Origin of the sequence: Sediminibacillus massiliensis (genome assembly GCF_900156915.1) — a bacterium.
Lineage (GTDB): Bacteria > Bacillota > Bacilli > Bacillales > Amphibacillaceae > Sediminibacillus_A > Sediminibacillus_A massiliensis.
Genome location: NZ_LT732535.1, coordinates 3,086,320 through 3,107,289, shown reverse-complemented (window position 1 = coordinate 3,107,289; position 20,970 = coordinate 3,086,320). Strand labels below are relative to the sequence as shown.

The window sequence follows — 20,970 nt, the reverse complement described above, 5'->3', positions numbered from 1 at the left end:
TTAAAAATAGGAGAGCGCCGGGTCAGTCAGCGCCCTCGATGTTTAAAATATAAAGAGTAATTCGATTAAAAATCCACTTCAATCAATGTTTGATGGTCATGAATCCACTTTTCACTGATCTTTATTAGTTTAGTAGCATTATCCATTTGTTGCTCGACTCTATTTTTAGCAGTTCCTCCTGTTACATCCCGGGCATTCACCACTGCTTCAGGAGAAAGTGCGTCATATATATCTTCACCGACCAACTCGGAGAACTGGTGAAATTCATCCATTGATAAGTCCAGTAAATATTTACCATTGTTGATACAATATAATACTACCTGCCCGACAACTGCATGTGATTCCCGGAAAGGCATATCCTTACCTACCAAGTAATCAGCCAAGTCGGTAGCATTCGAAAAATCTTGGATGACTGCTTGGTACATGTTTTCTTTCTTAACATGCATGGATTCAATCATTGGCGCGAACAATCCCAATGCACCTTTCAAAGTTTCTACCGTATCGAACATTCCCTCTTTGTCTTCCTGCATGTCTTTGTTATATGCAAGCGGAAGGCCCTTCAATGTTGTCAGCATTCCGATCAAATGGCCATAAACTCTACCGGTTTTACCCCTTACAAGTTCAGCGACGTCAGGATTTTTCTTTTGTGGCATCATACTGCTTCCTGTACAAAACGCATCGTCGAGCTCCACAAAATTAAATTCCGCGCTGGACCACTGTACAAGCTCTTCACATAGTCGCGATAAATGGGTGGATACCAACGAAGCATTCGCCAAAAATTCCACTACAAAATCGCGATCGCTCACAGCATCAAGGCTGTTCTCGCAGACTCCGGCAAAGTTAAGTTTATCCGCTACATACTCTCGGTCAATCGGAAAAGTCGTGCCAGCGAGCGCACCCGCCCCGAGCGGGGACAGGTTCACCCGTTTCCAACTGTCGGAAAGTCTTTCGATATCTCGTTGGAACATGAATACATATGCCATCATGTGATGTGCAAACAAAACAGGTTGTGCCCGCTGTAAATGTGTGTAGCCAGGGAGAACTGTCTCCAGATTCGCCTCTGCCTGCTGGTAGAGGGATTTTTGGACGCTCACCAGCTGTTGGCTTAGTTGCACCAGAGCTTCTCTTAAATATAAACGCATATCCAATGCAACCTGATCGTTTCGGCTTCTGCCAGTATGAAGTTTCCCGCCGACAGGGCCGACTTCTTCTATCAATAGTTTCTCTACATTCATATGAATGTCCTCATTTTCCTCGGTTAGTTCGGCTTCTCCTTTAGCAATTTTTCCGGCTACTACCTTGAGGCCATCCGCAATTGTATTAGCGTCACTTTCGGAAATGATCCCACAAACTTTCAGCATGTCGACATGGGCGAGACTTCCCTGGATATCATGTTGTGCCAATGTTTTATCAAAATTTATTGATGCGGTATATTCATCTACTAACTCATTTGTTGGTTTCGTGAAACGTCCGCCCCATAGTTTCATTGCTTAACAGCTTCCTTTACATCGACAGCTGCTTTTTCGATTGACTTGTCTTTTTGGGCATGGGTCTGGTTTACAGAAGCGTGCACTTGTGTCGGTAGTCCCCATAACTTGATAAACCCTTGCGCTGCTTCATGATCAAAAGCATCATCCGGCTTATACGTGGCCAAATCGAAGTCGTAAAGAGACTGGGCAGATTCCCGTCCAACCACTTGTGCATGCCCTTTATATAACTTGACTTTCACTGTGCCGGACACATATTCCTGTGTTTGTTCGATAAATGCTTTAAGAGCTTCAGTCAATGGAGAATACCATAAACCGTCATATACCGTTTGGGCAAGCTTTTGCTCAATAGTCGGCTTGAACTGCGCTACTTCCCTCGGTAATGTCAATGCCTCCAACTCCTGATGTGCTGCGATCAGTGTCAAAGCAGCCGGGGCTTCATAAATCTCCCGTGATTTAATACCGACCAGCCGGTTCTCCACATGGTCGATCCGTCCCACTCCATGCTTTCCAGCCACTTCGTTCAATTTCAAGATTAACTGATCCAACGGAAGAGATTCCCCATCCAAAGACACCGGCTTTCCTTGTTCGAATGTTATTTGGATGATTTCAGGTTTGTCAGGTGCATCCACGGGATCTGTAGTTAAATCATATGCTTCTTTTGGAGCTTCAACCCATGGATCTTCCAAAATCCCGCATTCGTTACTGCGGCCCCACAGGTTCTGGTCCACACTATAAGGGTTGTCGACATCGACAGGAACCGGAATGCCATTCTCCTGGGCATAGGCGATTTCTTCGTCCCTTGACATCGCCCACTCACGAACAGGAGCCACGATTTTCAAGTCAGGATTCAATGCAGTGAAAGCTACATCAAATCTCACTTGGTCATTCCCTTTCCCAGTACAACCATGAGCAACCGCTACCGCCCCTTCTTTGTCAGCAATGTCGACAAGAATCTTGGAGATTAACGGACGGGACAAAGCGGAAATCAACGGGTATTTTCCTTCATACAATAAATTCGATTTCAATGCGGGCAGTACATATTCATTTGCAAAGAGTGATTTCGCATCAATAACATAAGATTTTATCGCTCCGACATCCAGCGCTTTATTCTTTACAAATTCAAGGTCTTTTCCTTCACCAACATCAAGGGCAACTGCGATGACATCATAATTATATTTATCTTGAAGCCATTTGACCGCAACAGAAGTATCAAGCCCTCCAGAGTATGCTAAGACGATTTTTTCTTTTTTCATGTCAATCTCCCCTTCAACTTTTTTATATGTTTAGTAGATTAATTGTTTTTGATTTCGTATGAATTATTATGCACTAATAGGTATATTAATTCAAGCGGAAATGATTAATTTTTTAAATTTTTTTACTACAATAACGTATGATGGACTTCTGCAGGTGTGATTGCCGCCTACCGCCCATTTTGAGCAAATCCTGTTCCCGGGCCAACGATTGTATTTTATACATTTATCCTTCATACTTATAAACACATTTTCATTCATAAGGGAGAGATTTCATTGAAGATTCGGATCGCCTTAATTCAAATGGACATCACCTTCGGACAACCGGCCAGGAATAAGGAAAAAGTTATTGAAAAAGTTCGGGAGGCAGCAAGGAAAAAGGTAGATATTATCGTCCTTCCAGAACTGTGGACGACCGGATATGACCTATCTAGAATAGACGAGATTGCTGATCAAGCAAACGAATCTATCGATTTGATCAGTAAGCTGGCCAAACAATACCAAATTAATATTGTGGGCGGCTCTATTGCCAAGAAGGGTCCTGAAGGTGTTACCAACACTCTATTCGTCATCAATAGACAGGGCATGTTGGTAAAGGATTACAACAAGGTACACTTATTTCGACTTATGAAAGAAGAAAAGTATTTAATAGAAGGAAGCGATGATGGCCTCTTTTCACTTGAAGGAATCCCGAGTGCCGGGGTTATCTGTTATGACATTAGATTTCCAGAATGGATACGCACCCACATGCTCGCCAACACGAAAATGCTGTTCGTTGTAGCTGAGTGGCCGGAACCGAGAATCGACCATTGGAGAGCTCTTTTAGTTAGCAGGGCCATCGAAAATCAGTGTTTCGTTATAGGCTGCAACAGGACAGGAGAAGATCCTGCCAACAAGTTTGGAGGCAGATCCCTTATTGTAGGGCCTTGGGGGGAAATGATCGAAGAAGCTGATAACAGCGAAACAATCCTATATGGAGAAATTGACTTGGCGGATGTCGATAAGACTAGATCGGCTATCCCTGTTTTTACCGATCGACGTCCGGATTTATATCGATACTAGACTAAAAAAAGCGTGGAGGCAGGCTCCACGCTTTTTTTTCAGTTATATTTTCAAGCTAGTTGCTAGACCGTTTCCGGTTTCGGTTTTCGGACGAGACACATTATTCCGGCAATCAGGTAGAAAATCCCGCCTATAAATCCGATTAACAAAATGATGATTCCCATGGCTATCCCAACCACAATCAGGATAATTCCTGCCAGTTTCGGTTTCTTGTTACCTTTCATCAGAAAAGCACATATAATTCCGATGATGATTGCTATGATGGAGCTAATAACTAGAAACCATCCTCCACTTGTCATCATCTCAATCATTGTATCGAGATCACCGACTGATAATTCTGGCTCCTGTGCTGCTGCATCTTCCATCAACTGTTTTAATTCTGCATTGTCCTTCAGCCCGATCAGCACTGCTCCCATAGCTGTGAACAATAAAAACATGAGTGATCCTATCACTGTCAACACAATTTCTACGGTTCTTTTCATTCATTCCATCTCCCTTCCTAAACAATTCTTTCTCGTCAAAGGCTCAAAAAAACAGGCCTCTTTCTTCTTTTCCCTGTAACTTTCATCCGCTACCTGCTTTCGGTGAACTCCCATTCTTACTTTACGTGATAAATATGTAAAAGTTTCATCGCCAAATCATTTCTTTAACAAAACCCATTTAAATACAGTGTCCTTCGGTTTACAGTTGAGACAAACTACGAACTAGTGACAATTCTATTCTTTGAAGCTTATTCTTGTTCTGATTTTAGTTAATCTTATGTACTCGCTACGGCAGAACACTTCGCTTTCCGCGGGCACGGCCTCAGCCTCCTCATCAGCAAAAAGGTGCACTGCACCCCTATTGTTGGACACATCATCTGACAATAGGAGGTACCTAAATGAGAAAGTTTTCCGTGTTGGAAAAACATTTTGCTGTGCAGCGTTATCTAAACGAAAGGATTAGCTACCGGGACCTAGCGAAAGAATTGGGGATTGATAACTCTTCCTTACGTTATTGGGTCAAATTATACGAATACCATGGAGATACTGCTTTTCTATTTCCCTATACAAACTACACGCCTGCCTTTAAACTGAAAGTAATTCAGTTTATCGAAGAGAAAAATTATTCAATTCGAGAGGCATCGGCGCTCTTCCATATTCCGGACTCTTCCATGGTCCGGAGGTGGAAGAAAAAGTGGGAGACTGGCGGATTCGATGCCCTTAAACCAACCGGAAAGGGGAATTCCCGTATGACTTCCCAAAAGAAAAATTCCAAGAATGACCAATCAGATAAGCACTCTGTAGAGGAAATGCAGAAAGAACTGGAATATTTGCGTATGGAGAATGCCTATTTAAAAAAGTTGAGAGCCTTAGTTCAAAACAAGGAAAAATCACCAAACAAGACAAAGCGAAAGTAGTCTATGAACTAAGGGGCGAATTCTCGGTGAAAGAACTTTTAAAGCTGGCAGATATCCCTCGCAGTACGTATTATTACTGGGTGAGCACATTTGACTGCCCTGACAAAGATGCCGAATTAAAAACGTTGATTCAGTCCATTTATCATGAACATAAAGGGCGTTATGGCTATCGCCGTATTCAAGATGAGTTAGAAAATAAAGGACATAAGGTGAACCACAAAAAAGTGCAGCGATTAATGAAAGAGTTAGGTTTGAAAAGCATCGTCCGCATGAAGAAGTACCGATCATACAAAGGCAAAGTTGGCAAAACCGCTCCAAATATCCTGGAACGGAACTTCCAAGCAGACAAACCAAATGAGAAATGGGTTACCGATATTACAGAATTTAAATTACTAGGAGAGAAACTTTACCTATCTCCCGTTCTGGATTTATTCAATGGCGAAATTATCACCTACACCATTGGTTCACGTCCAACTTACTCCCTAGTCTCAGAGATGTTAGAAAAATCTTTTGAACGCTTGAAGGATAGGGATGAACTATTGATCCACTCGGATCAAGGCTGGCATTACCAAATGAAACAGTACCGCGATGCTTTAAAGGAGCGAGGCATCACACAGAGTATGTCACGAAAAGGAAACTGTTATGACAACGCCGTTATCGAGAATTTCTTTGGCATTATGAAATCTGAATTTCTTTACTTAAATGAATTCGAAAGCATCGAGCAATTTAAAAAGGAACTGGAAGAATACATGGATTACTATAATCAAAAACGGATAAAGACCAAATTAAAAGGCAAGAGTCCGATCGAATATCGAACTCTATACCAACAAGCCGCTTAACCAAAATCTGTCCAACTTTTCGGGGTCACTTCAAAGCGCTTCTTGCGGGGTCTTCGGACTCGTGGGACTGCGGTTACTCGCCCCATCGAAGACCTTTCGCTGTTCCCACAGGATAAGGAAGGCTTCGTCAGCAATACCTCGCACGAAGAAAATCGATTTGTATTTTCGAGGAGTCTGCGTGTTCTGCCTCCGCTGTTAGATTTTTTCTGAATTTTGGTTAGGGAGTATCCCATGTTAAACAAATTTAGGACCACTTCCCACTTGTTCAGAAGTTCTATCCAAAGCGGAGGAAAAATGCGAGACTCCTTGAAAATTAAGTTCGATTTTCTGCGTGCGGTGTAAGTTCACGGAGGTCTTTTCAAAGTCCAGTGGGAAAGGAACAGTCTGAAGACCCCGCAGTGATGCGTCTGCGTCTTCTAGTATCGCTTCGTAGTAAGCTTCCTCGACGCAAAGGTTTTCGGTGGGACGAGTAACCGCAGTCCCAAGGGAGCAAAGGAGCCCACCCAAGTAGTACCCTGGCTGAAGCGTTCCCCACGGAAAGCGAGTATTTTTCCGCAGCGCCGGCTCAGCACTCATTCCGAAAAGGATGGGAGGAAGCTACACTGGAGTATGTCGCAGTGTATGTTTTTTACGGATAGGTAGTCTTATAGAAAAGATTTGCTGCCAAATGTCATTGGTCATGCTTGTCGGCGTATTTCCGGTATGCTGCATGATAGGTTGAGCCTATTCCTCTTCCAAATGACAAGGCATGTTTTATGGCGTAGGTCACATATGCTTTCGCCAGGGTGACTGCTTGTTCCATTGTCTGTCCTTTGGCTAGTTCGGCGGCAATTGCGGCGGAATAGCTGCATCCCGCTCCACTGGTATGAATAGTGTCAATCCGTTCCTGTGGGAGCTCCATGAAGTCTTTCCCATCGTACAATACATCGACTGCTGAGTCTTTAAGGGCTCCCCCTTTTACAAGAACATAATCAGGTCCGAATTCATGAAGCTCTTTAGCAGCCTCTTTCATCGCTTGCAGCGTGTTTATGTTTCCCATGTCCAGAATTTTCTCTGCTTCATGAAGATTGGGGGTAATCAACGATGCCAGCGGAAAAATGCGTTCCTTCATTGCTTCGATCGCATCATCCCTTAATAATTGGGACCCCATTTTTCCGATCATGACTGGGTCTACTACCAGTTGCGGGGGCGTGTGGTTTGATAACAACTCTGCTGTCTTTTCGATGATTTCCTTTGTAAACAGCATTCCTGTTTTGACAGCATCAAAACCTACACTTTCATTTGCGGCATGAAATTGAGCTTCCACTGCTTCTAAATCGCTGGTGAAAATGCTGCTTTCTGTGACAGGGTTTTTTGCCACTATCGCGGTCACTACTGCCATTCCGTAAACATCCCTTTCCTGGAATGTTTTCAAATCGGCTTGAATGCCCGCACTACCTTGTGCAGCTGAACCCGCAATTGTCAGGACTCTTGGTAAAACCATTATATTACGCTCCCTTTTCACAGTTGATTTATTGCTTGATTAAGTGAGGAACTTCTCTCCGAAGTATAGTGTAGCATCTTGTTATGCATTATACTATTGAATAGAAAGACAACTGAATGGAGGAATGAATATGCAACCAAATTCTTTACGCTTGTTCAGACTGCTGGGCATCATTGAAGGTACGTCTCTGATCGTTCTGCTTTTTATTGCCATGCCATTGAAGTATATGGCTGATTTGCCTGAAGTTGTGACCGTTGTCGGCTCCCTGCATGGATTCTTTTTCGTTCTGTACATATTGATGATTGCATTTCTGACATTTAAAATCCGTTGGGCATTTAAATGGGTTTTCAGCTCCGTATTAGTAGCTTTTATCCCATTCGGAAATTACGTATTGGACTACAAACTCCAACGTTCCTATCTAAGATAAAAACGAATCCGGAGTTGGGAGGGGAGGGTAAGACCTCCCGTTCCTACAAGTAAACATCAAGAAAAAACCATATTATCATGATTAACTGAAGGACAACTTTGGCAAAGGCTCCCCCGAGAAATCCAATCAAGGAACCAATGGAAGCTCTTATGGATTCCTGCATAGTCCTTTGCTGAATCATCTCTGTTGCAAACACTGCTATAAACGGCACAATGATTATACCGAACGGCGGCACGATGAAAGAACCCACGATCACTGCTACTGCAGCTACTCTCTCTCCCCATTTGGAACCTCCGTATTTTTTCACAAAATAACTGTTGGCGATAATATCGGAAACAATCAATATGACGGTCAAAAAGATCATCCCCAGCCAAAAAACCCATGATAATTCATCGACGTTAAGGAAAAAGAAGTACAGCAAGAAGCCGATCCATAACACGAGCGGAGAGGGGATTAACGGAAATATAATCCCGGCAAAGCTTAATGCAAAACAAACAATTATTAATATCCATAACACAATATCCATCATCACAACACTCCTTTCCTTCTCTGTGTGCCCATTTCACTTACTATGTAATCATGAATGTTTGTATCCGTAGTTTATGATTTATCACTAAAAAAACAGCGGGACGGAATGTAATCCGGGCCGCTGTTTTTTTGATTAGGATTCTGCCAGCAAGTCAGCAAATTCTTTCATATACGGCGGGAGGTCAGGTGGTCGGCGGCTTGAGACGATATGGCCGTCGACAATGACTGGAACGTCCTTCCAATTGGCTCCTGCGTTTGTCATGTCATCCTTGATCCCTGGTGTGCTGGTAACATTACGCCCACGTACAATATCGGCTGAAATCAACACCCATCCAGCATGGCAAATCTGTCCGATCGGCTTCTCAAAATGATCCATATGACGAAGCATCTCCAGCACTTCCGGATACCTTCTTAATTTATCTGGAGCCCATCCCCCAGGAACAAGGATTGCGTCATAATCCTCCGCTTTCACGTCTGTAAAAGCGTAATCGGAAACTGCCGGAACGCCATATTTTCCAATATATTTTTCACCCGCTTTTTCTCCCACCAAATGAACTGTTGCTCCTTCCTCCTGCAAACGAAGGATCGGATACCAAAGCTCAAGGTCTTCAAAATCGTCTGATACTAAAGCGATAACCTTTTTATCTTCAAGTCTCAATTGAACAACCTCCTTAACTGAACGCTACTGTTAGTATTATAGCACGGTATCATGACCGAAAAAAAACAGAAAGATTTTCTTGTATTTAATGGATAGCTGTACTTTCGCGGTCTCTTCGGTCTCTTCTCCCTCTTTTCTTCTCTATTGTTTTAGTAGACTTAACTTCTTTCCTGGCAGCCTTATAAAATGATAAACCCATCAACAATATAACAACTGAAAACGGCAGGGCCGCAATGATCAATACATTCTGAAGCCCCTGTGTCCCTCCGAAATACACGACAATAGCAGCCATGGCTGACTGGGTCAGACCCCAAACAATTTTGATGGTATTAGAGGGATTTAGAGAACCGGATGTACTCAACATACCTAAGACAAAAGTGGCCGAATCCGCCGATGTGATGAAAAAGATCGCAATGACAAAGATGGTAAGTATGGACAGGACGGCGCCCCAAGGATAATTCTGCAAAACACCGAATGTTGCTGTTTCCAATGACAAGCTGGAGATTTCTGCAATACCGTTTTGTTCAAGATTCAATGCGGATACACCGAAAACCGCAAAGAAGATGAAGCATACCAATGACGGAACAACGAGGACCCCGAGCATGAACTCCTTAATTGTTCTGCCCTTTGAAATTCTGGCAATGAAAATGCCGACAAAAGGAGCCCACGAAATCCACCATGCCCAATAAAATATCGTCCAATTATCAATCCATGTCCGATTTTGCTCATTCAAAGGCGCCAAGCGGAAGCTCATATCAAAGAAATTGGCGATATACCCGCCCAGGGTCGTCGTAAACATATTGAGGATATAAAGGGTAGGCCCAACGATGAACAAAGCCAACAGCAATATAAATGCCAACCCCATGTTGATATTGCTTAAATATTTGATTCCTCGGCCGACTCCAGTCCATGCCGAAAAAACAAACAACAATGTGGCTATAATCAAGATGAGAAGTTGGATAGTGAAAGTGGCAGGTACACCGAACAAATAGGAAATTCCACCGTTAATCTGAGCAGAACCAAATCCCAATGTGGCCGCCACCCCCACTACTGTAGCGATAACTGCTAGTGTATCAATTAATTTACCGGGAACGCCTCTCATGCTGTTTTCCCCGAAAAGCGGAACCAGAGTGGCACTCACTAAACCTGGCGCACCTCTATGGAACTTGAAGTAGGCAAGAACGAGTGCTACAATTCCGTACACTGCCCAAGCATGTACACCCCAATGGAAAAAAGAATACTGCAAGGAGTCACGGATCGCTTGGTCTGACCCAGGCTCTGCACCAGGCGTGCTTTTAAAAGCATGGGAGACTGGCTCTGCTGTTGTCCAGAAAACCATTCCCATCCCCATCCCTGCACTGAATAACATGGCAAACCAAGTCGGAAGGCTGAAATCCGGTGTGTATCGTGCTCCTTGCCTAACTTGATTTTCCCGAACCGTGAAAATATTAAATAGACACAAAAAGCGAGCATTAACATAACAATCAACAAATAATACCAGCCAAACACTTCAGAAATAAAAGCGGTAACACTTGCCGATACCTTTTCTAAATTTCCCGGGGCAACTGCTCCCCATAGAACAATTCCGAGACAAATCACGATTGCATTCCAAAAAACAATAGATACCTTCTTCACAAACTCACCTCTGTCAAATTTGATACGATCGGTCAAATCCTTTCTAGCATATGTACTTCCCCACTCTTACACTAACCAAACAACTTACCGCCAACTTGATAGAAACATAAAAAACTAGAGAGGCCGCATCTCTCTAGTTTTTTTCACTATATTCTTTTTAAAACTCTGTCAGACTGCTTAATTCCCGGGCGGCACTTTCTGGTTCATCTGCCTGGCTGATCGCGGAAATAATTGAAATCCCGGCTGCACCTGAATCCATGATGGCTTTGGCATTGGAAGCATTGATGCCTCCAATCGCTACTACAGGGGTACCGCCAGCGAGCCGGCTTATTTCCTTTATCCCTTCCAACCCAATCGGGGTTTTGGCATCTGTCTTTGTTTTCGTAGCAAATACGGGGCCTGCTCCTATATAATCCGCACCATCAGCAACGGCCTGTCTTGCCTCCTTAACATTGGTAGCAGAAACTCCGATGATAAAATCTTCCTGGCAATATTTCTTTACAGAGGTGATCGGTTCATCCTCCTGTCCTATATGGACCCCATCAGCCTTTACTTCCAAGGCCAAAGAGACATCATCATTGACAAAGAACGGCACCCCATATCGATTACATAGTTGTTTCATATCAGCAGCAAGAGACTTTTTTTCCTCCCCCATTTTGGCCCCGGGTCCTTTTTCCCGAAACTGAAAAGCGGTAATGCCGCCTCGCAATGCCTTTTCCAGTACAATCAGCGGATCACCGGTACAATTGTTTGTACCCATGATGAAGTAATTACGCAGCATATTTTTATTCATGCACAATCTCGCTTTCTATCCATTCATTGATGGTTGCTTTTTTCTCTAATATCTTTTCCGTGATCAAATAAAGACTATCCAGGAATGCAGGTTGGAAGGTACCCGGACCGTTACCATCGGCTACAGCTATTTCTGCAGCAACCCCGTACGCACTCACTGCCGCAGCCGCAGCTTCCAGACTGTCTTCCCCAACAGCCAAGAAAGCACCGACAACAGAGCTTAACAAACAGCCTGCACCGGTAACTTTGGTTAGAAGTGGATTTCCATTACTCACAGTAAATCCTTTTACCCCATCCGTGATGATATCTTCTGCTCCAGTGACAATAACGGGAATCCCGAGATTGTCAGCGGCCTTAATGGCAATGGCCCGATTATTGCCCGCAAAAGCAGAATCCACTCCTTTCATTTGTGTATCAACTCCGGCAAGGAACGCTATCTCCCCGGCATTACCTCTGATGATCGATACTTCGACCTCATCCAGAATCCGTTTGGCCGATTGGTTACGGTAAGGTGTCGCCCCCACTCCTACTGGATCAAACACTACAGGAATACCTTTTTGATTGGCCGCTTTCCCTGCAAGAATCATGGCTTCTACTTGTGGACTCGTAAGTGTGCCGATATTGAGAATTAGAGCATCGGCTACTCCAGCCATATCGGCCGCCTCCTCCCCGGCATTGGCCATCACCGGTGAGGCTCCCAAAGCCAGCAATCCGTTGGCAGTAAAATTAATCACTACATTGTTAGTGATATTATGGATCAATGGCTTTTCTTCCCTTAATTTGATCAATAAATTAGTAATTCCGTTCACGATTCATCCCTCCTAAATGAGCAGGAACCCCTTTGATCCGGTAGCCCCAATGGTTAGTCGGGCCATTCCCTTTACCTATTTCGAGAGAATAGCTGATAGCATCTGTGATAAATGCTTTGGCAGTCGCAACGGCATCGGCAATACTCCTGCCTTTGGCCAATTCTGCTGTTATAACGGCGGAAAAAGTGCAGCCCGTCCCGTGTGTATGCTTGGTTTCTGTCCGCGATGACGCAAAGTAATAATAATCGCTGCCATCATATAAAACGTCCAAAGCTTCGCCTTCCAAGTGACCGCCTTTCACTACGGCAGCTGTGGCTCCCAGTTCACTAACTATTCGTTTGGCCGCCCTTTCAGAATCTTGTTTATTATGAATCTCGAAACCTACCAATATCTCTGCTTCTGGCACATTCGGAGTAACAACGGCTGCCAAAGGGACAAGCTGGTCCCTGATCACTTTTTTTGATTCGTCTTCCATTAGCGAGTGACCGCTTTTAGCCACCATCACTGGGTCGATTACATAGGGGACTGAATGCCTGCTGATTTCCGATGCAATCAGTTCCATCATTTCTTTCTTTGCAATCATACCTGTCTTGACAGCCTGGGGCTCAATATCATTCAATACGGCATGAAGTTGTTTTTCCAGAAAAGAGATTGGCAAATGATAAACATCTTCCACTCCAAGGGTATTTTGGGCGACTACTGATGTCACGACACTCATCCCGTACACTTCTCTCTCCTGAAAACTTTTCAAATCGGCCTGGATTCCTGCACCGCCGGTGGGATCCGTGCCGGCTATAGTCAAAGCACTTGCTATCGCCGTCATTTGATCCCCTCCCCGATTTGACTTAATTCAAAGGCAAAAGGCCATTCTTCCTCTTCATAAGCCATGTCCCAGAATTTGTACTCAAGCTGGCAGCTCTTAATGAAAGCAGTTGCTGCCTTTTCTTTATCTGTGCTACTTGCCGTCTCAGCCCATCTGTCGAGTTTACGCCTGATTTCTGCTGTGACACCTCTTATCTCGCCTTGCGCATAAAAGGTGATCCATTCATGAAAAGGGTGGGAAGCCTGCGGATGGTGATTTTCCATGATATACTGACCGATTTCCAAATATGTCCATGGACATGGAAGCAGGGCCGCAAGCAATTCCCCAATGCTTCCTCCCATGGCTGTTTTCATCATATGGCTGACATAGTGATCAGCTGTCGGAGGGAGCGGATTTCCCTGTAAATCATCGTAATCGACTCCTGCTACCTCACAGAAATTTTCATGGGGATGAATTTCACTATTCAGGACGAATCCAATCTGCTCTTGAAAAAAACTCATATCCTCCCGCTCTGCACATTTGGAAATGGCAATACCATAAACTCGATTGAAAGCACTCAAATATTCATAATCTGCTTTCACATAGTGGATCAAAGCTTCTTTCGGAATATTTCCTTCCGCGATTCCTTTAATAAAGGGGTGGTGAAAAATCCCTTCATAAATGTTGTCTGCCCTTTTTCTTAAATCGTCTGTGAATGTCATCTAATTCCTCCTCAATTGGAGGAAGTCCACTTACATGCAGGAATCAGCTCAAACTGGCCCGGTTTTTACATACAAAAAAACCGCTCCATGATAAAACTGGAGCGGTTTGTCGACATACATAAATAACCAAAAATGAAACTTATCCCGTCTCCACTTTCCTACGCTGGTATTAACCATTTCAGGTTCAAAGGGACCAAGGATTACTCCTTATCTCAGCCATCTGGCGCCCCTAGTGGACTTCCTTTATTTAGTTACTTTTACTAAAACATGAATACAAAGATCTGTCAAATCTTCGTCATGTGAAGTATTCTATCTTCGAGTCTGGGAAAAGTTTGCCGATATGCCCTTTCAACGTATCCTTCATTTCTTCCTGTTCGGGATCCGTGTACACATATTTCCCTATGCCGTACCGGCCCCATTTCCACTTACGCTTGGATTCATCCAGTTCCAGCTTGGACATCGGATAATTTTTTTGAATCACCCGCTTAGCCGGTTGTGTGAACCGGTGCTGGATCAGTTCAAAGGTAAGATCCTGCTTTGCTTTCTGCGGCAGTGCTTCTGCCAACCTTTCCAGCATTTCCCCATACCCTTTCTTCCATCCTTCATGCAGATAAATCGGTGCAATAATAAAACCTAGAGGATACCCTGCTTCTGCCACTTTCACGGCAGCTTCGATCCGCTCCGGAAGCCTTGACGTGCCAGGCTCAAAATACTTAATGACATAATCATCATTAATGCTGAAGCGGAATCTCGTCCTGCCTTTATGGTCGGCATCCAACAGATGATCGACATGGGCAAACTTTGTAACAAACCGAAGTCTGCCGTGATCGGTTTTTCCGAAATATTCAATTGCTGATTTGAGTGTATGTGTCAGATGATCGATCCCTACGATATCAGAGGTACAAGAGGCCTCAAAACGGGTGATTTCAGGCGCTCTTTCTTTCATGTATTTTTCCGCTTGTTCGAATATCTCGTCAGTGTTCACATAAGTACGGATATATGGCTTGCTCCCCATCGTGGTTTGCAGATAACAGTAATGACAGTGGCCCATACAGCCTGTCGCAAAAGGAATGGCATACTCGGCAGAAGGTTTAGAGGTATCGAACTTCAGTGTTTTTCGGATACCGACAACAAGGGTTGATTTCGCATTTCTATACTTTTGAAAATCATTATCCCCCGGCAGATTTCTGACCTGGTTATGTGAAGTGGTTTCTCTTATTTCAATTCCCATATCCTCGAATTTGTCCCTTAATTTACGGGCAAGTGGATAATCCAAGGCTCTCGGCTCTATATAAACGAGTTGCGGTACAAACGGTTTAACCATGAAGACCCTCAATCTCATCTGTCCCGAATGCAGCCTGGTAAGCCTGTTCAGCCTCTTCTTCGGATCGGTATACGGCAACCTCTTCTGTCAATGGGTAGTATGTTTCATACAAAAATAAAGATAGATCTCCCGGCTGATCGGGACTCGAGACAACAGCGGCTTCTTGCACATTCGCCACGCCTTGGACATGGGGGTTTCTGATAATTACATAAACAATTTCTCCTGGAAGGTATCCCTGATTATATTCCATTTCTTCACCCTGCTTTTTATTAGTTTGTCCTTAGTGTCTCTCATTCCCTGATATTTATCATAAAAAGCCTTAGTCCCTTAACCGGCGTTACTGAGCGTCGAGATATATCCCTTTTTCCTTTAGTTATCCATGTATTCTTGTTTATACTTGTCGTCTTGTTCTTTGTACAATCGTCCTTCTTCCTGTTCCGATGCCTGCTTCCCCATTTCAGCCAAACCATATGGCTGCTACAGCCTTACCCCGATAGGTCGGTTCATACCACATTGGATCAACATTGTAGCCGCGCTTTTTCATTTCGTCCATAATCAGTAAATGATACTGAAACAGCTTATAAGGCGGGTAGTTAAAAACATAGTTCACAGTGGAATGCGGCTTCCCCCAGCCGTTTCCCCTAAGAGCACAGCATTCCCTGTGCTGCCCGAGCAATTGCTGTCTGGCAGTCTTGTTATAAGTGATTCATGCCATAATCGCATTTTGCTCCGCTCCAATCTCAAGTTGCAAAAACAAAAAAAACTGCTAATGGTTTTATGAAACCATGTAGCAGCTCCTATATTTCTATTCCGGAAAACCTATCGACTCGATCGGCCAAATCCTCAATTTTACATCGCCGATGACACTTTCTTGAGAAATGAAGCCGAAATATCTGCTATCCTTACTAATTAACCGATTGTCTCCGAGCACAAACAACTTGCCTTCCGGAACTTCGGTTTCCCCTGTAATCTCTTTCAAGGTGAAATTGTTGGTGAGGTATTGACCCTCTGCAAGTTCTCCCTTAAATTCCTTTAGATAAGGTTCCGGGATAGGTTGACCATTAACCAGCAAAGTATCTGCCCTCATTTCAATCGTATCCCCTGGCAGCCCGATTACTCTTTTCACATAGGCATCACTAGAATCCGGCGCCTGGAAAGCTATCTCGTCAAACCGTTCTATTTTTCCGATTTTGCTTAAAATGATACGATCCCCATCATGTAGAGTGGGCATCATGGATTCTCCTTCTACAATCGATGGTGTAATAAGGAAACTACGGCACACTAATACGACAATAATGGCAATGGATATCGTTTTTAACCACGAAAAAATTTCAGATTTTATATTGCTTTTCACACATACACAACCTTTTTAAAATAAATCTTGTTTCTTGTTATTTTATTGAACCCCAAGAGGAAATAGAACGCTGCTCATTGTGATTGCACTTATCTTCTTACCTTCTATTATAACCATTTATTAGGAATTAGAAATAAAAAATTGCCGTTTTATCTGCTGTAAAATTGGCTGAGCAAGTTAAACAAACGTTTGATCAACACTTACCTCTCCATTGCTAGCTTACTATAGTTGGGCTATACTTTACCACATAGAAACGCAAACAAATTAATTCAGGAGTATATCGACATGTCCAGTTTTCTCGTTAGACATCATCACAAATTACTTATAATCGGTATTATCTTTGTCGCATTCAATTTGAGGCCCGCAATTACTTCTGTCGGTCCGTTAATCGGAACGATCCGTGATGCCATCGGACTTTCAAATTGGAGCGCTGGATTGATCACAAGCCTGCCGTTGCTGGCCTTTGCTTTCATATCACCGATTGCCCCTGCGATCAGCAGAAAAGTGGGAAATGAACGGGCACTTCTCTTCGGGCTTGTCTTTCTGCTCATCGGCATCAGCGTCCGTTCGATCGCCTTTACCTTCACTTTATACATGGGTACGACGATGATCGGGATGGGTATTGCTATTTGCAACGTCTTGCTTCCAGGCCTCATCAAAGAGAAGTTCCCTGATAAAGTAGGTTTGATGACAAGTGTGTACTCTACTTGTATGTCGACATTCGCAGCCCTGGCTTCAGGGCTCAGTGTTCCGTTGGCAAACAACTTGGACTTAGGGTGGCAATTGTCCTTGTTCAGTTGGGCCGGCTTAGTTGGAATCGGGATTCTGATCTGGCTCTATTTGTTGCCCTCTTCCCGGACACAGCCTGAGACCGTACAGCATTTTTTCAAACCTTCCAGCAATGATTTGATCAAATCACCGCTTGCATGGCAGGTCACATTATTCATGGGGACCCAATCCTTTTTATTTTATGTAACGATTTCATGGCTTCCGGAAATATTGCATGACTTTGGGCTCGCGATTGGAACTGCGGGTTGGCTGCTTTCCTACATGCAGTTCATAAGTCTGCCGGCAACCTTTCTGGCGCCTATTATTGCAGGTCGCTTCAAGAATCAGCAAGGGATCATATTGGCTATAGGTTGCTTTGCACTTACAGGTTACGGTGGCTTATTACTGGGAAATTCCTTGCCGTTTTTGGTCTTTTCTATCACCTTGATCGGATTTGCCTTGGGAGCGAGTATAAGCCTTGCCCTCGCTTTCCTCAGCATGCGTTCTGCCAACCACAGGCAGGCCGCCGAATTGTCGGGTATGGCTCAATCCTTCGGCTACCTGCTCGCTGCTACCGGACCCATCGTGATCGGTTACCTTTACGATGCCACACAAAATTGGTCTGCACCGCTCTTTACAATTCTAATCGTTTCCCTTGTAATGGCCGGTTTCGGATTAGGGGCAGGAAGAGATCAACATGTTGTATCGGACCAGTCATCATAAAGAAAATCCGGAAGACCTCATATCGGGGTCTTCCGGATTTTTCAATTGAACTGGATTTCTCTTAAAGGTTCTGCCTCCGGCTTACCTATGTAGTAACCCTGTGCCAAATCCACTTGGATAGATTGGCAGTATTCCAATTCCTCTTTTCTTTCAATACCTTCCGCAAGCACTCTGATTCCCATGCCACGGGCGATTCTCATTACTTCTTCAAGGAACTGTTGTTTTTCTCTGGATTGATCGCAATAGGAAACGTAAGAACGGTCTATTTTCACATAATCCGGTGACAAGGTTTTCAGCATTTCCACTGTTGCAAATCCGGACCCCAAATCATCCAGAGCAACTTTCACTCCGGATTCTTTATACGTATCAAGTATATCCTTGAGTAAAGGGATATTGTTGATTTTCTCTGTTTCCACCACTTCGAAAACAAGATTGTCCGGTGCTACATCATACTTTTCTACCACTGAAAAAGTGTGCCTCAAACAAAATGCCGGATTATAGATAGTAGATGGCAGGAAATTAATAAAACTTTTCACTCCATGTGGAATATTATTCACTCTCGACCTAATGGCGGTTTCCCTGGCTTTCTGATCCAATAAAGAATTCAACCCCGTGTTCTGCGCCACTTCGAATAACTGCACGGGTGAAACATTGATTTCCCTTTCGCCACTGCGAAGCAAAGATTCATATCCATAAACATGGTAATCAGATAAAGAAACAATCGGCTGAAAATGATTGACAAACTGCCCCGTTGCAATAAAATTCACTACTTGTTCATTCTCCAGCCGCTGTGCAAGTTTGCCGAGCGGTATCATTGGCTGTTTTATCTGTTCCTCTGTTCCAGTATAGGCAAGCCACTCGGTTTCTGTCCTATGTTGAACGGTCTGGACCAAGTCTTTTAAATGATCCTTGCTGTAATAGCCGGCCCTGACCAAGTGCCAGTCCAGCTCTTCAAAAGGAATTTCTGCAAATTCAATAGCATCCTCGGCTGAAGATTTTGTGTATAAGTATAAATATCCTCTGTCATGAATGGAAAACGGCAATCCGCATTCCACACATTTTTTTCTAGTGCTCATTCCCACACTTCCTTATTGTTGATAGAGTTCTTTATAGAGGATCACTTTCACTGCATCTATCTCTTGTTTGGTCAGCTTCTCCTTCAGCTTGTTCAACAGTTCTTCTTGTTGATCTTCTGTCATGGATGTCCCTGCATATTCCCGCAGCTCTTGCAATTCACCGATGCTGAATTTCGGAGCTAATTTTTTCACCGCTTCTTCTTTGGTATCGAACGGCAGGCTGCTTTGATCTATTTCTGGTACATCAGCAAGAAAAGCCTGCAGCTCTGGATTTTTTTCCAACGTCTTTGTTCCATTCAGTTCTTCTGAATTTAAGTCCATGCCTTCTCTTACTTTGTCCATTGTCAAATTCGCTACGAAATCTGCACCAAAGTGAACAACAATATAACCAAGAGTACCGAGTATAGACAGAATAATGATTAAATTCCGGATTGTTCTCAAACATTTCCCTCTTTCTCTAAATTAAAGGATGCCTCTGAAAGGCTTTTCTATCATCTTATAGGAAAGTCATTCAGGAGAAAAGTTTTAAACGAGTAACTTCGACTAGTCCCGGCTCTTCTGACGGCAAGCCTCGATTGCTTCCTTTAACATTTCATCCAAGTGATAATCCTTAAGCACTTCAAGCCCAACAGCAGTAGATCCGCCTGGCGTAGCAACTTCTCCGGTGAGTTGGGCAGGATCTTCTCCTGTTCTCAACATTGCCGCTGAACCGAATATCATCTGGGAGACTAGTTTTCTTGCCTGGGCAGTCGAAATCCCTGTTTCGGCTGCCATCTCTGTTAAAGATTCAGCCACCTTATAAATGAAAGCTGGCGCACTTCCGGTGATTGCGGTCAATTGATGTATTTGCTCTTCCGTTACTTTTTCGAACAACCCAATGCCCGCAAGCAGGGACTCGATGACGTGAAGATGTTGTTCTTTTGCGTACCGGCCAGGAGCATAGAGGGTCATGGACTGGCCAATTTTCCCTGCAGTATTCGGCATTATCCAGGCAGTCGGTGTTCCAACGGGAAGGCGGTCTTCTAGATAGGAAGGCGCAATACCGGCAGCGACAGTTACGATAAGCTGTCCATTAACGTATCGATACAACTCTTTCAAAATCTGGTCATGAGATTCCGGCGGCATGGCCAGCACAACGATATCTATGTTGTCGATCTGATAGACCCAATCACGGGTAATGTCGATTTGATATGTATCCCTGACATACTCCAGTCTCTCTTGATTACCGTTATTGGCAGCCCATATGAAAAATTCTTCTTTCTTTACAAGCCCACCAATGATCGCCTGGGCCATGCGTCCTGCTCCGATGAAGAGCACTTTCTTTTTACCAGTCATCCCTTACTTCCCCTTTGCTATACACGATATGACAGTGTTTTCGTTTTTGGTTTCAAGCGAAGTCTTTCTTCGTAATATTCAATGGTCTCCTCCCGGGAAACCGGTATTTCCATCTTGATTTCCTTTGCACCTTTTCCGGCAGCAAACCGTTTTATCTTTTCAAACAAATGTTGGTCGATGCCCTTTCGCAAGTTTTCTTTTGTTACATAGAACTCATCCACCATGACGGTGACATACTCCTTAGTGGAAACAGTCTCTTGATTAGAAAAATAATGGAAGACTGTGAAGGCAACCAAACTGCCGGCATTTTCAACTACATACATCCTTGTATGGTCATCTTCCAGTACATGAGTTAAATATTCCTCTGTGATCGGTGTGTCTGTTTCTTTGTAATAATCCGGTTGTTCGTCAACTCGCAGTTGGTGCTGTTCTCGGTAAATCGGCAGGATCTGCTTAAAATCCTCCATTTTACCCTCCCTGATTTTAAACATGTT

The 20,970-nt window shown here is 43.7% G+C and carries 23 protein-coding genes, 1 pseudogene and 1 riboswitch; of the genes and pseudogenes, 4 read left to right on the top strand and 20 right to left on the bottom strand.

What is annotated here, in order from left to right:
- Positions 1-65 precede the first annotated feature (65 nt).
- Positions 66-1,487 (bottom strand): argininosuccinate lyase, encoded by a 1,422-nt coding sequence (gene argH, locus CZ434_RS16245; protein ID WP_077624111.1) that lies wholly within the window; start codon positions 1,485-1,487, stop codon positions 66-68.
- Complete coding sequence (locus CZ434_RS16240) at positions 1,484-2,743, bottom strand: argininosuccinate synthase (protein ID WP_077624110.1); 1,260 nt, start codon at positions 2,741-2,743, stop codon at positions 1,484-1,486. The genes argH and CZ434_RS16240 overlap by 4 nt, the downstream gene beginning before the upstream one ends.
- A 273-nt stretch (positions 2,744-3,016) precedes the next feature.
- Here CZ434_RS16240 and CZ434_RS16235 point away from each other — a divergent pair, with 273 nt between their 5' ends.
- Positions 3,017-3,802 (top strand): carbon-nitrogen family hydrolase, encoded by a 786-nt coding sequence (locus tag CZ434_RS16235; protein ID WP_077624109.1) that lies wholly within the window; start codon positions 3,017-3,019, stop codon positions 3,800-3,802.
- Positions 3,803-3,864: 62 nt separating this feature from the next.
- Here CZ434_RS16235 and CZ434_RS16230 read toward each other — a convergent pair whose 3' ends face one another.
- Entirely contained in the window at positions 3,865-4,284 is a 420-nt protein-coding gene (locus tag CZ434_RS16230; RefSeq protein WP_077624108.1) for a DUF4064 domain-containing protein, read from the bottom strand.
- A gap of 398 nt (positions 4,285-4,682) precedes the next feature.
- On the opposite strand from CZ434_RS16230, the gene CZ434_RS21670 reads away from it, so the two are divergent.
- Positions 4,683-6,040 (top strand): IS3 family transposase gene (locus CZ434_RS21670; protein ID WP_095742929.1). Its coding sequence is split into 2 segments (ribosomal slippage): positions 4,683-5,151 and positions 5,151-6,040, totalling 1,359 coding nucleotides; the frame shifts between segments, so codons are not numbered across the junction.
- A 670-nt stretch (positions 6,041-6,710) separates the two neighbouring features.
- Here the strand turns inward: CZ434_RS21670 and thiD (CZ434_RS16215) are convergent.
- On the bottom strand, positions 6,711-7,523 hold the full coding sequence (gene thiD / locus CZ434_RS16215) for a bifunctional hydroxymethylpyrimidine kinase/phosphomethylpyrimidine kinase (RefSeq protein ID WP_077624105.1): 813 nt from the start codon (positions 7,521-7,523) through the stop codon (positions 6,711-6,713).
- A gap of 130 nt (positions 7,524-7,653) precedes the next feature.
- Between thiD (CZ434_RS16215) and CZ434_RS16210 the strand changes: the two genes are divergently transcribed.
- Positions 7,654-7,950 carry a DUF3817 domain-containing protein gene (locus CZ434_RS16210; RefSeq protein WP_077624104.1) on the top strand — a complete coding sequence of 99 codons (297 nt, stop codon included), beginning with the start codon at positions 7,654-7,656 and terminating at the stop codon, positions 7,948-7,950.
- Between the two features lie 43 nt (positions 7,951-7,993).
- Here CZ434_RS16210 and CZ434_RS16205 read toward each other — a convergent pair whose 3' ends face one another.
- The 12 genes and pseudogenes from CZ434_RS16205 to lepB all read right to left on the bottom strand — a co-directional run bounded on the left by CZ434_RS16205 (position 7,994) and on the right by lepB (position 16,574).
- Positions 7,994-8,479 carry a DUF456 domain-containing protein gene (locus tag CZ434_RS16205; RefSeq protein ID WP_245831010.1) on the bottom strand — a complete coding sequence of 162 codons (486 nt, stop codon included), beginning with the start codon at positions 8,477-8,479 and terminating at the stop codon, positions 7,994-7,996.
- A 132-nt stretch (positions 8,480-8,611) separates the two neighbouring features.
- Positions 8,612-9,136: a type 1 glutamine amidotransferase domain-containing protein gene (locus tag CZ434_RS16200; RefSeq protein WP_077624103.1), complete on the bottom strand. Its 525-nt coding sequence runs from the start codon at positions 9,134-9,136 to the stop codon at positions 8,612-8,614.
- Positions 9,137-9,221: 85 nt separating this feature from the next.
- A complete protein-coding gene (locus CZ434_RS16195; protein WP_281252280.1) occupies positions 9,222-10,598 on the bottom strand; it encodes a BCCT family transporter in 1,377 nt (458 codons plus the stop codon).
- An 80-nt stretch (positions 10,599-10,678) separates the two neighbouring features.
- Positions 10,679-10,735 (bottom strand): annotated as a pseudogene (locus CZ434_RS22695) (hypothetical protein); the annotation flags it as partial.
- A gap of 193 nt (positions 10,736-10,928) precedes the next feature.
- Positions 10,929-11,564, bottom strand: coding sequence for a thiamine phosphate synthase (gene thiE, locus CZ434_RS16190; RefSeq protein WP_077624102.1), 636 nt, complete (start codon positions 11,562-11,564; stop codon positions 10,929-10,931).
- On the bottom strand, positions 11,557-12,372 hold the full coding sequence (thiM, locus tag CZ434_RS16185; protein ID WP_245831009.1) for a hydroxyethylthiazole kinase: 816 nt from the start codon (positions 12,370-12,372) through the stop codon (positions 11,557-11,559). Before thiM ends, thiE begins: the two co-directional genes overlap by 8 nt.
- Entirely contained in the window at positions 12,356-13,195 is an 840-nt protein-coding gene (gene thiD / locus CZ434_RS16180) for a bifunctional hydroxymethylpyrimidine kinase/phosphomethylpyrimidine kinase (RefSeq protein ID WP_077624101.1), read from the bottom strand. The genes thiM and thiD (CZ434_RS16180) overlap by 17 nt, the downstream gene beginning before the upstream one ends.
- Positions 13,192-13,896, bottom strand: coding sequence for a thiaminase II (tenA, locus tag CZ434_RS16175; RefSeq protein WP_077624100.1), 705 nt, complete (start codon positions 13,894-13,896; stop codon positions 13,192-13,194). The genes thiD (CZ434_RS16180) and tenA overlap by 4 nt, the downstream gene beginning before the upstream one ends.
- Before the next feature lie 138 nt (positions 13,897-14,034).
- Positions 14,035-14,137: riboswitch (TPP riboswitch) on the bottom strand.
- A gap of 54 nt (positions 14,138-14,191) precedes the next feature.
- The gene (gene splB / locus CZ434_RS16170; RefSeq protein ID WP_077624099.1) at positions 14,192-15,220 is read right to left on the bottom strand and encodes a spore photoproduct lyase; all 1,029 of its coding nucleotides are present in this window, start codon (positions 15,218-15,220) and stop codon (positions 14,192-14,194) included.
- Positions 15,213-15,470, bottom strand: a complete 258-nt coding sequence (locus tag CZ434_RS16165) for a transcriptional regulator SplA domain-containing protein (protein ID WP_077624098.1) — start codon at positions 15,468-15,470, stop codon at positions 15,213-15,215. The genes splB and CZ434_RS16165 overlap by 8 nt, the downstream gene beginning before the upstream one ends.
- Positions 15,471-15,677: 207 nt before the next feature.
- Positions 15,678-15,896, bottom strand: coding sequence for a TIGR02328 family protein (locus tag CZ434_RS16160; RefSeq protein ID WP_425442062.1), 219 nt, complete (start codon positions 15,894-15,896; stop codon positions 15,678-15,680).
- A 129-nt stretch (positions 15,897-16,025) separates the two neighbouring features.
- Positions 16,026-16,574, bottom strand: coding sequence for a signal peptidase I (gene lepB / locus CZ434_RS16155; protein WP_077624097.1), 549 nt, complete (start codon positions 16,572-16,574; stop codon positions 16,026-16,028).
- A gap of 285 nt (positions 16,575-16,859) precedes the next feature.
- On the opposite strand from lepB, the gene CZ434_RS16150 reads away from it, so the two are divergent.
- Positions 16,860-18,065, top strand: coding sequence for a CynX/NimT family MFS transporter (locus CZ434_RS16150; RefSeq protein ID WP_077624096.1), 1,206 nt, complete (start codon positions 16,860-16,862; stop codon positions 18,063-18,065).
- Between the two features lie 41 nt (positions 18,066-18,106).
- On the opposite strand, the gene CZ434_RS16145 is transcribed toward CZ434_RS16150, so the two are convergent.
- From CZ434_RS16145 to CZ434_RS16130, 4 genes are all read right to left on the bottom strand, one after another.
- Positions 18,107-19,141: an EAL domain-containing protein gene (locus CZ434_RS16145; RefSeq protein WP_077624095.1), complete on the bottom strand. Its 1,035-nt coding sequence runs from the start codon at positions 19,139-19,141 to the stop codon at positions 18,107-18,109.
- Positions 19,142-19,153: 12 nt separating this feature from the next.
- Positions 19,154-19,582 (bottom strand): hypothetical protein, encoded by a 429-nt coding sequence (locus CZ434_RS16140; protein WP_077624094.1) that lies wholly within the window; start codon positions 19,580-19,582, stop codon positions 19,154-19,156.
- Between the two features lie 102 nt (positions 19,583-19,684).
- Positions 19,685-20,476, bottom strand: a complete 792-nt coding sequence (proC, locus tag CZ434_RS16135) for a pyrroline-5-carboxylate reductase (RefSeq protein ID WP_077624093.1) — start codon at positions 20,474-20,476, stop codon at positions 19,685-19,687.
- Between the two features lie 17 nt (positions 20,477-20,493).
- A complete protein-coding gene (locus tag CZ434_RS16130; RefSeq protein WP_077624092.1) occupies positions 20,494-20,967 on the bottom strand; it encodes a GNAT family N-acetyltransferase in 474 nt (157 codons plus the stop codon).
- Positions 20,968-20,970 lie beyond the last annotated feature (3 nt).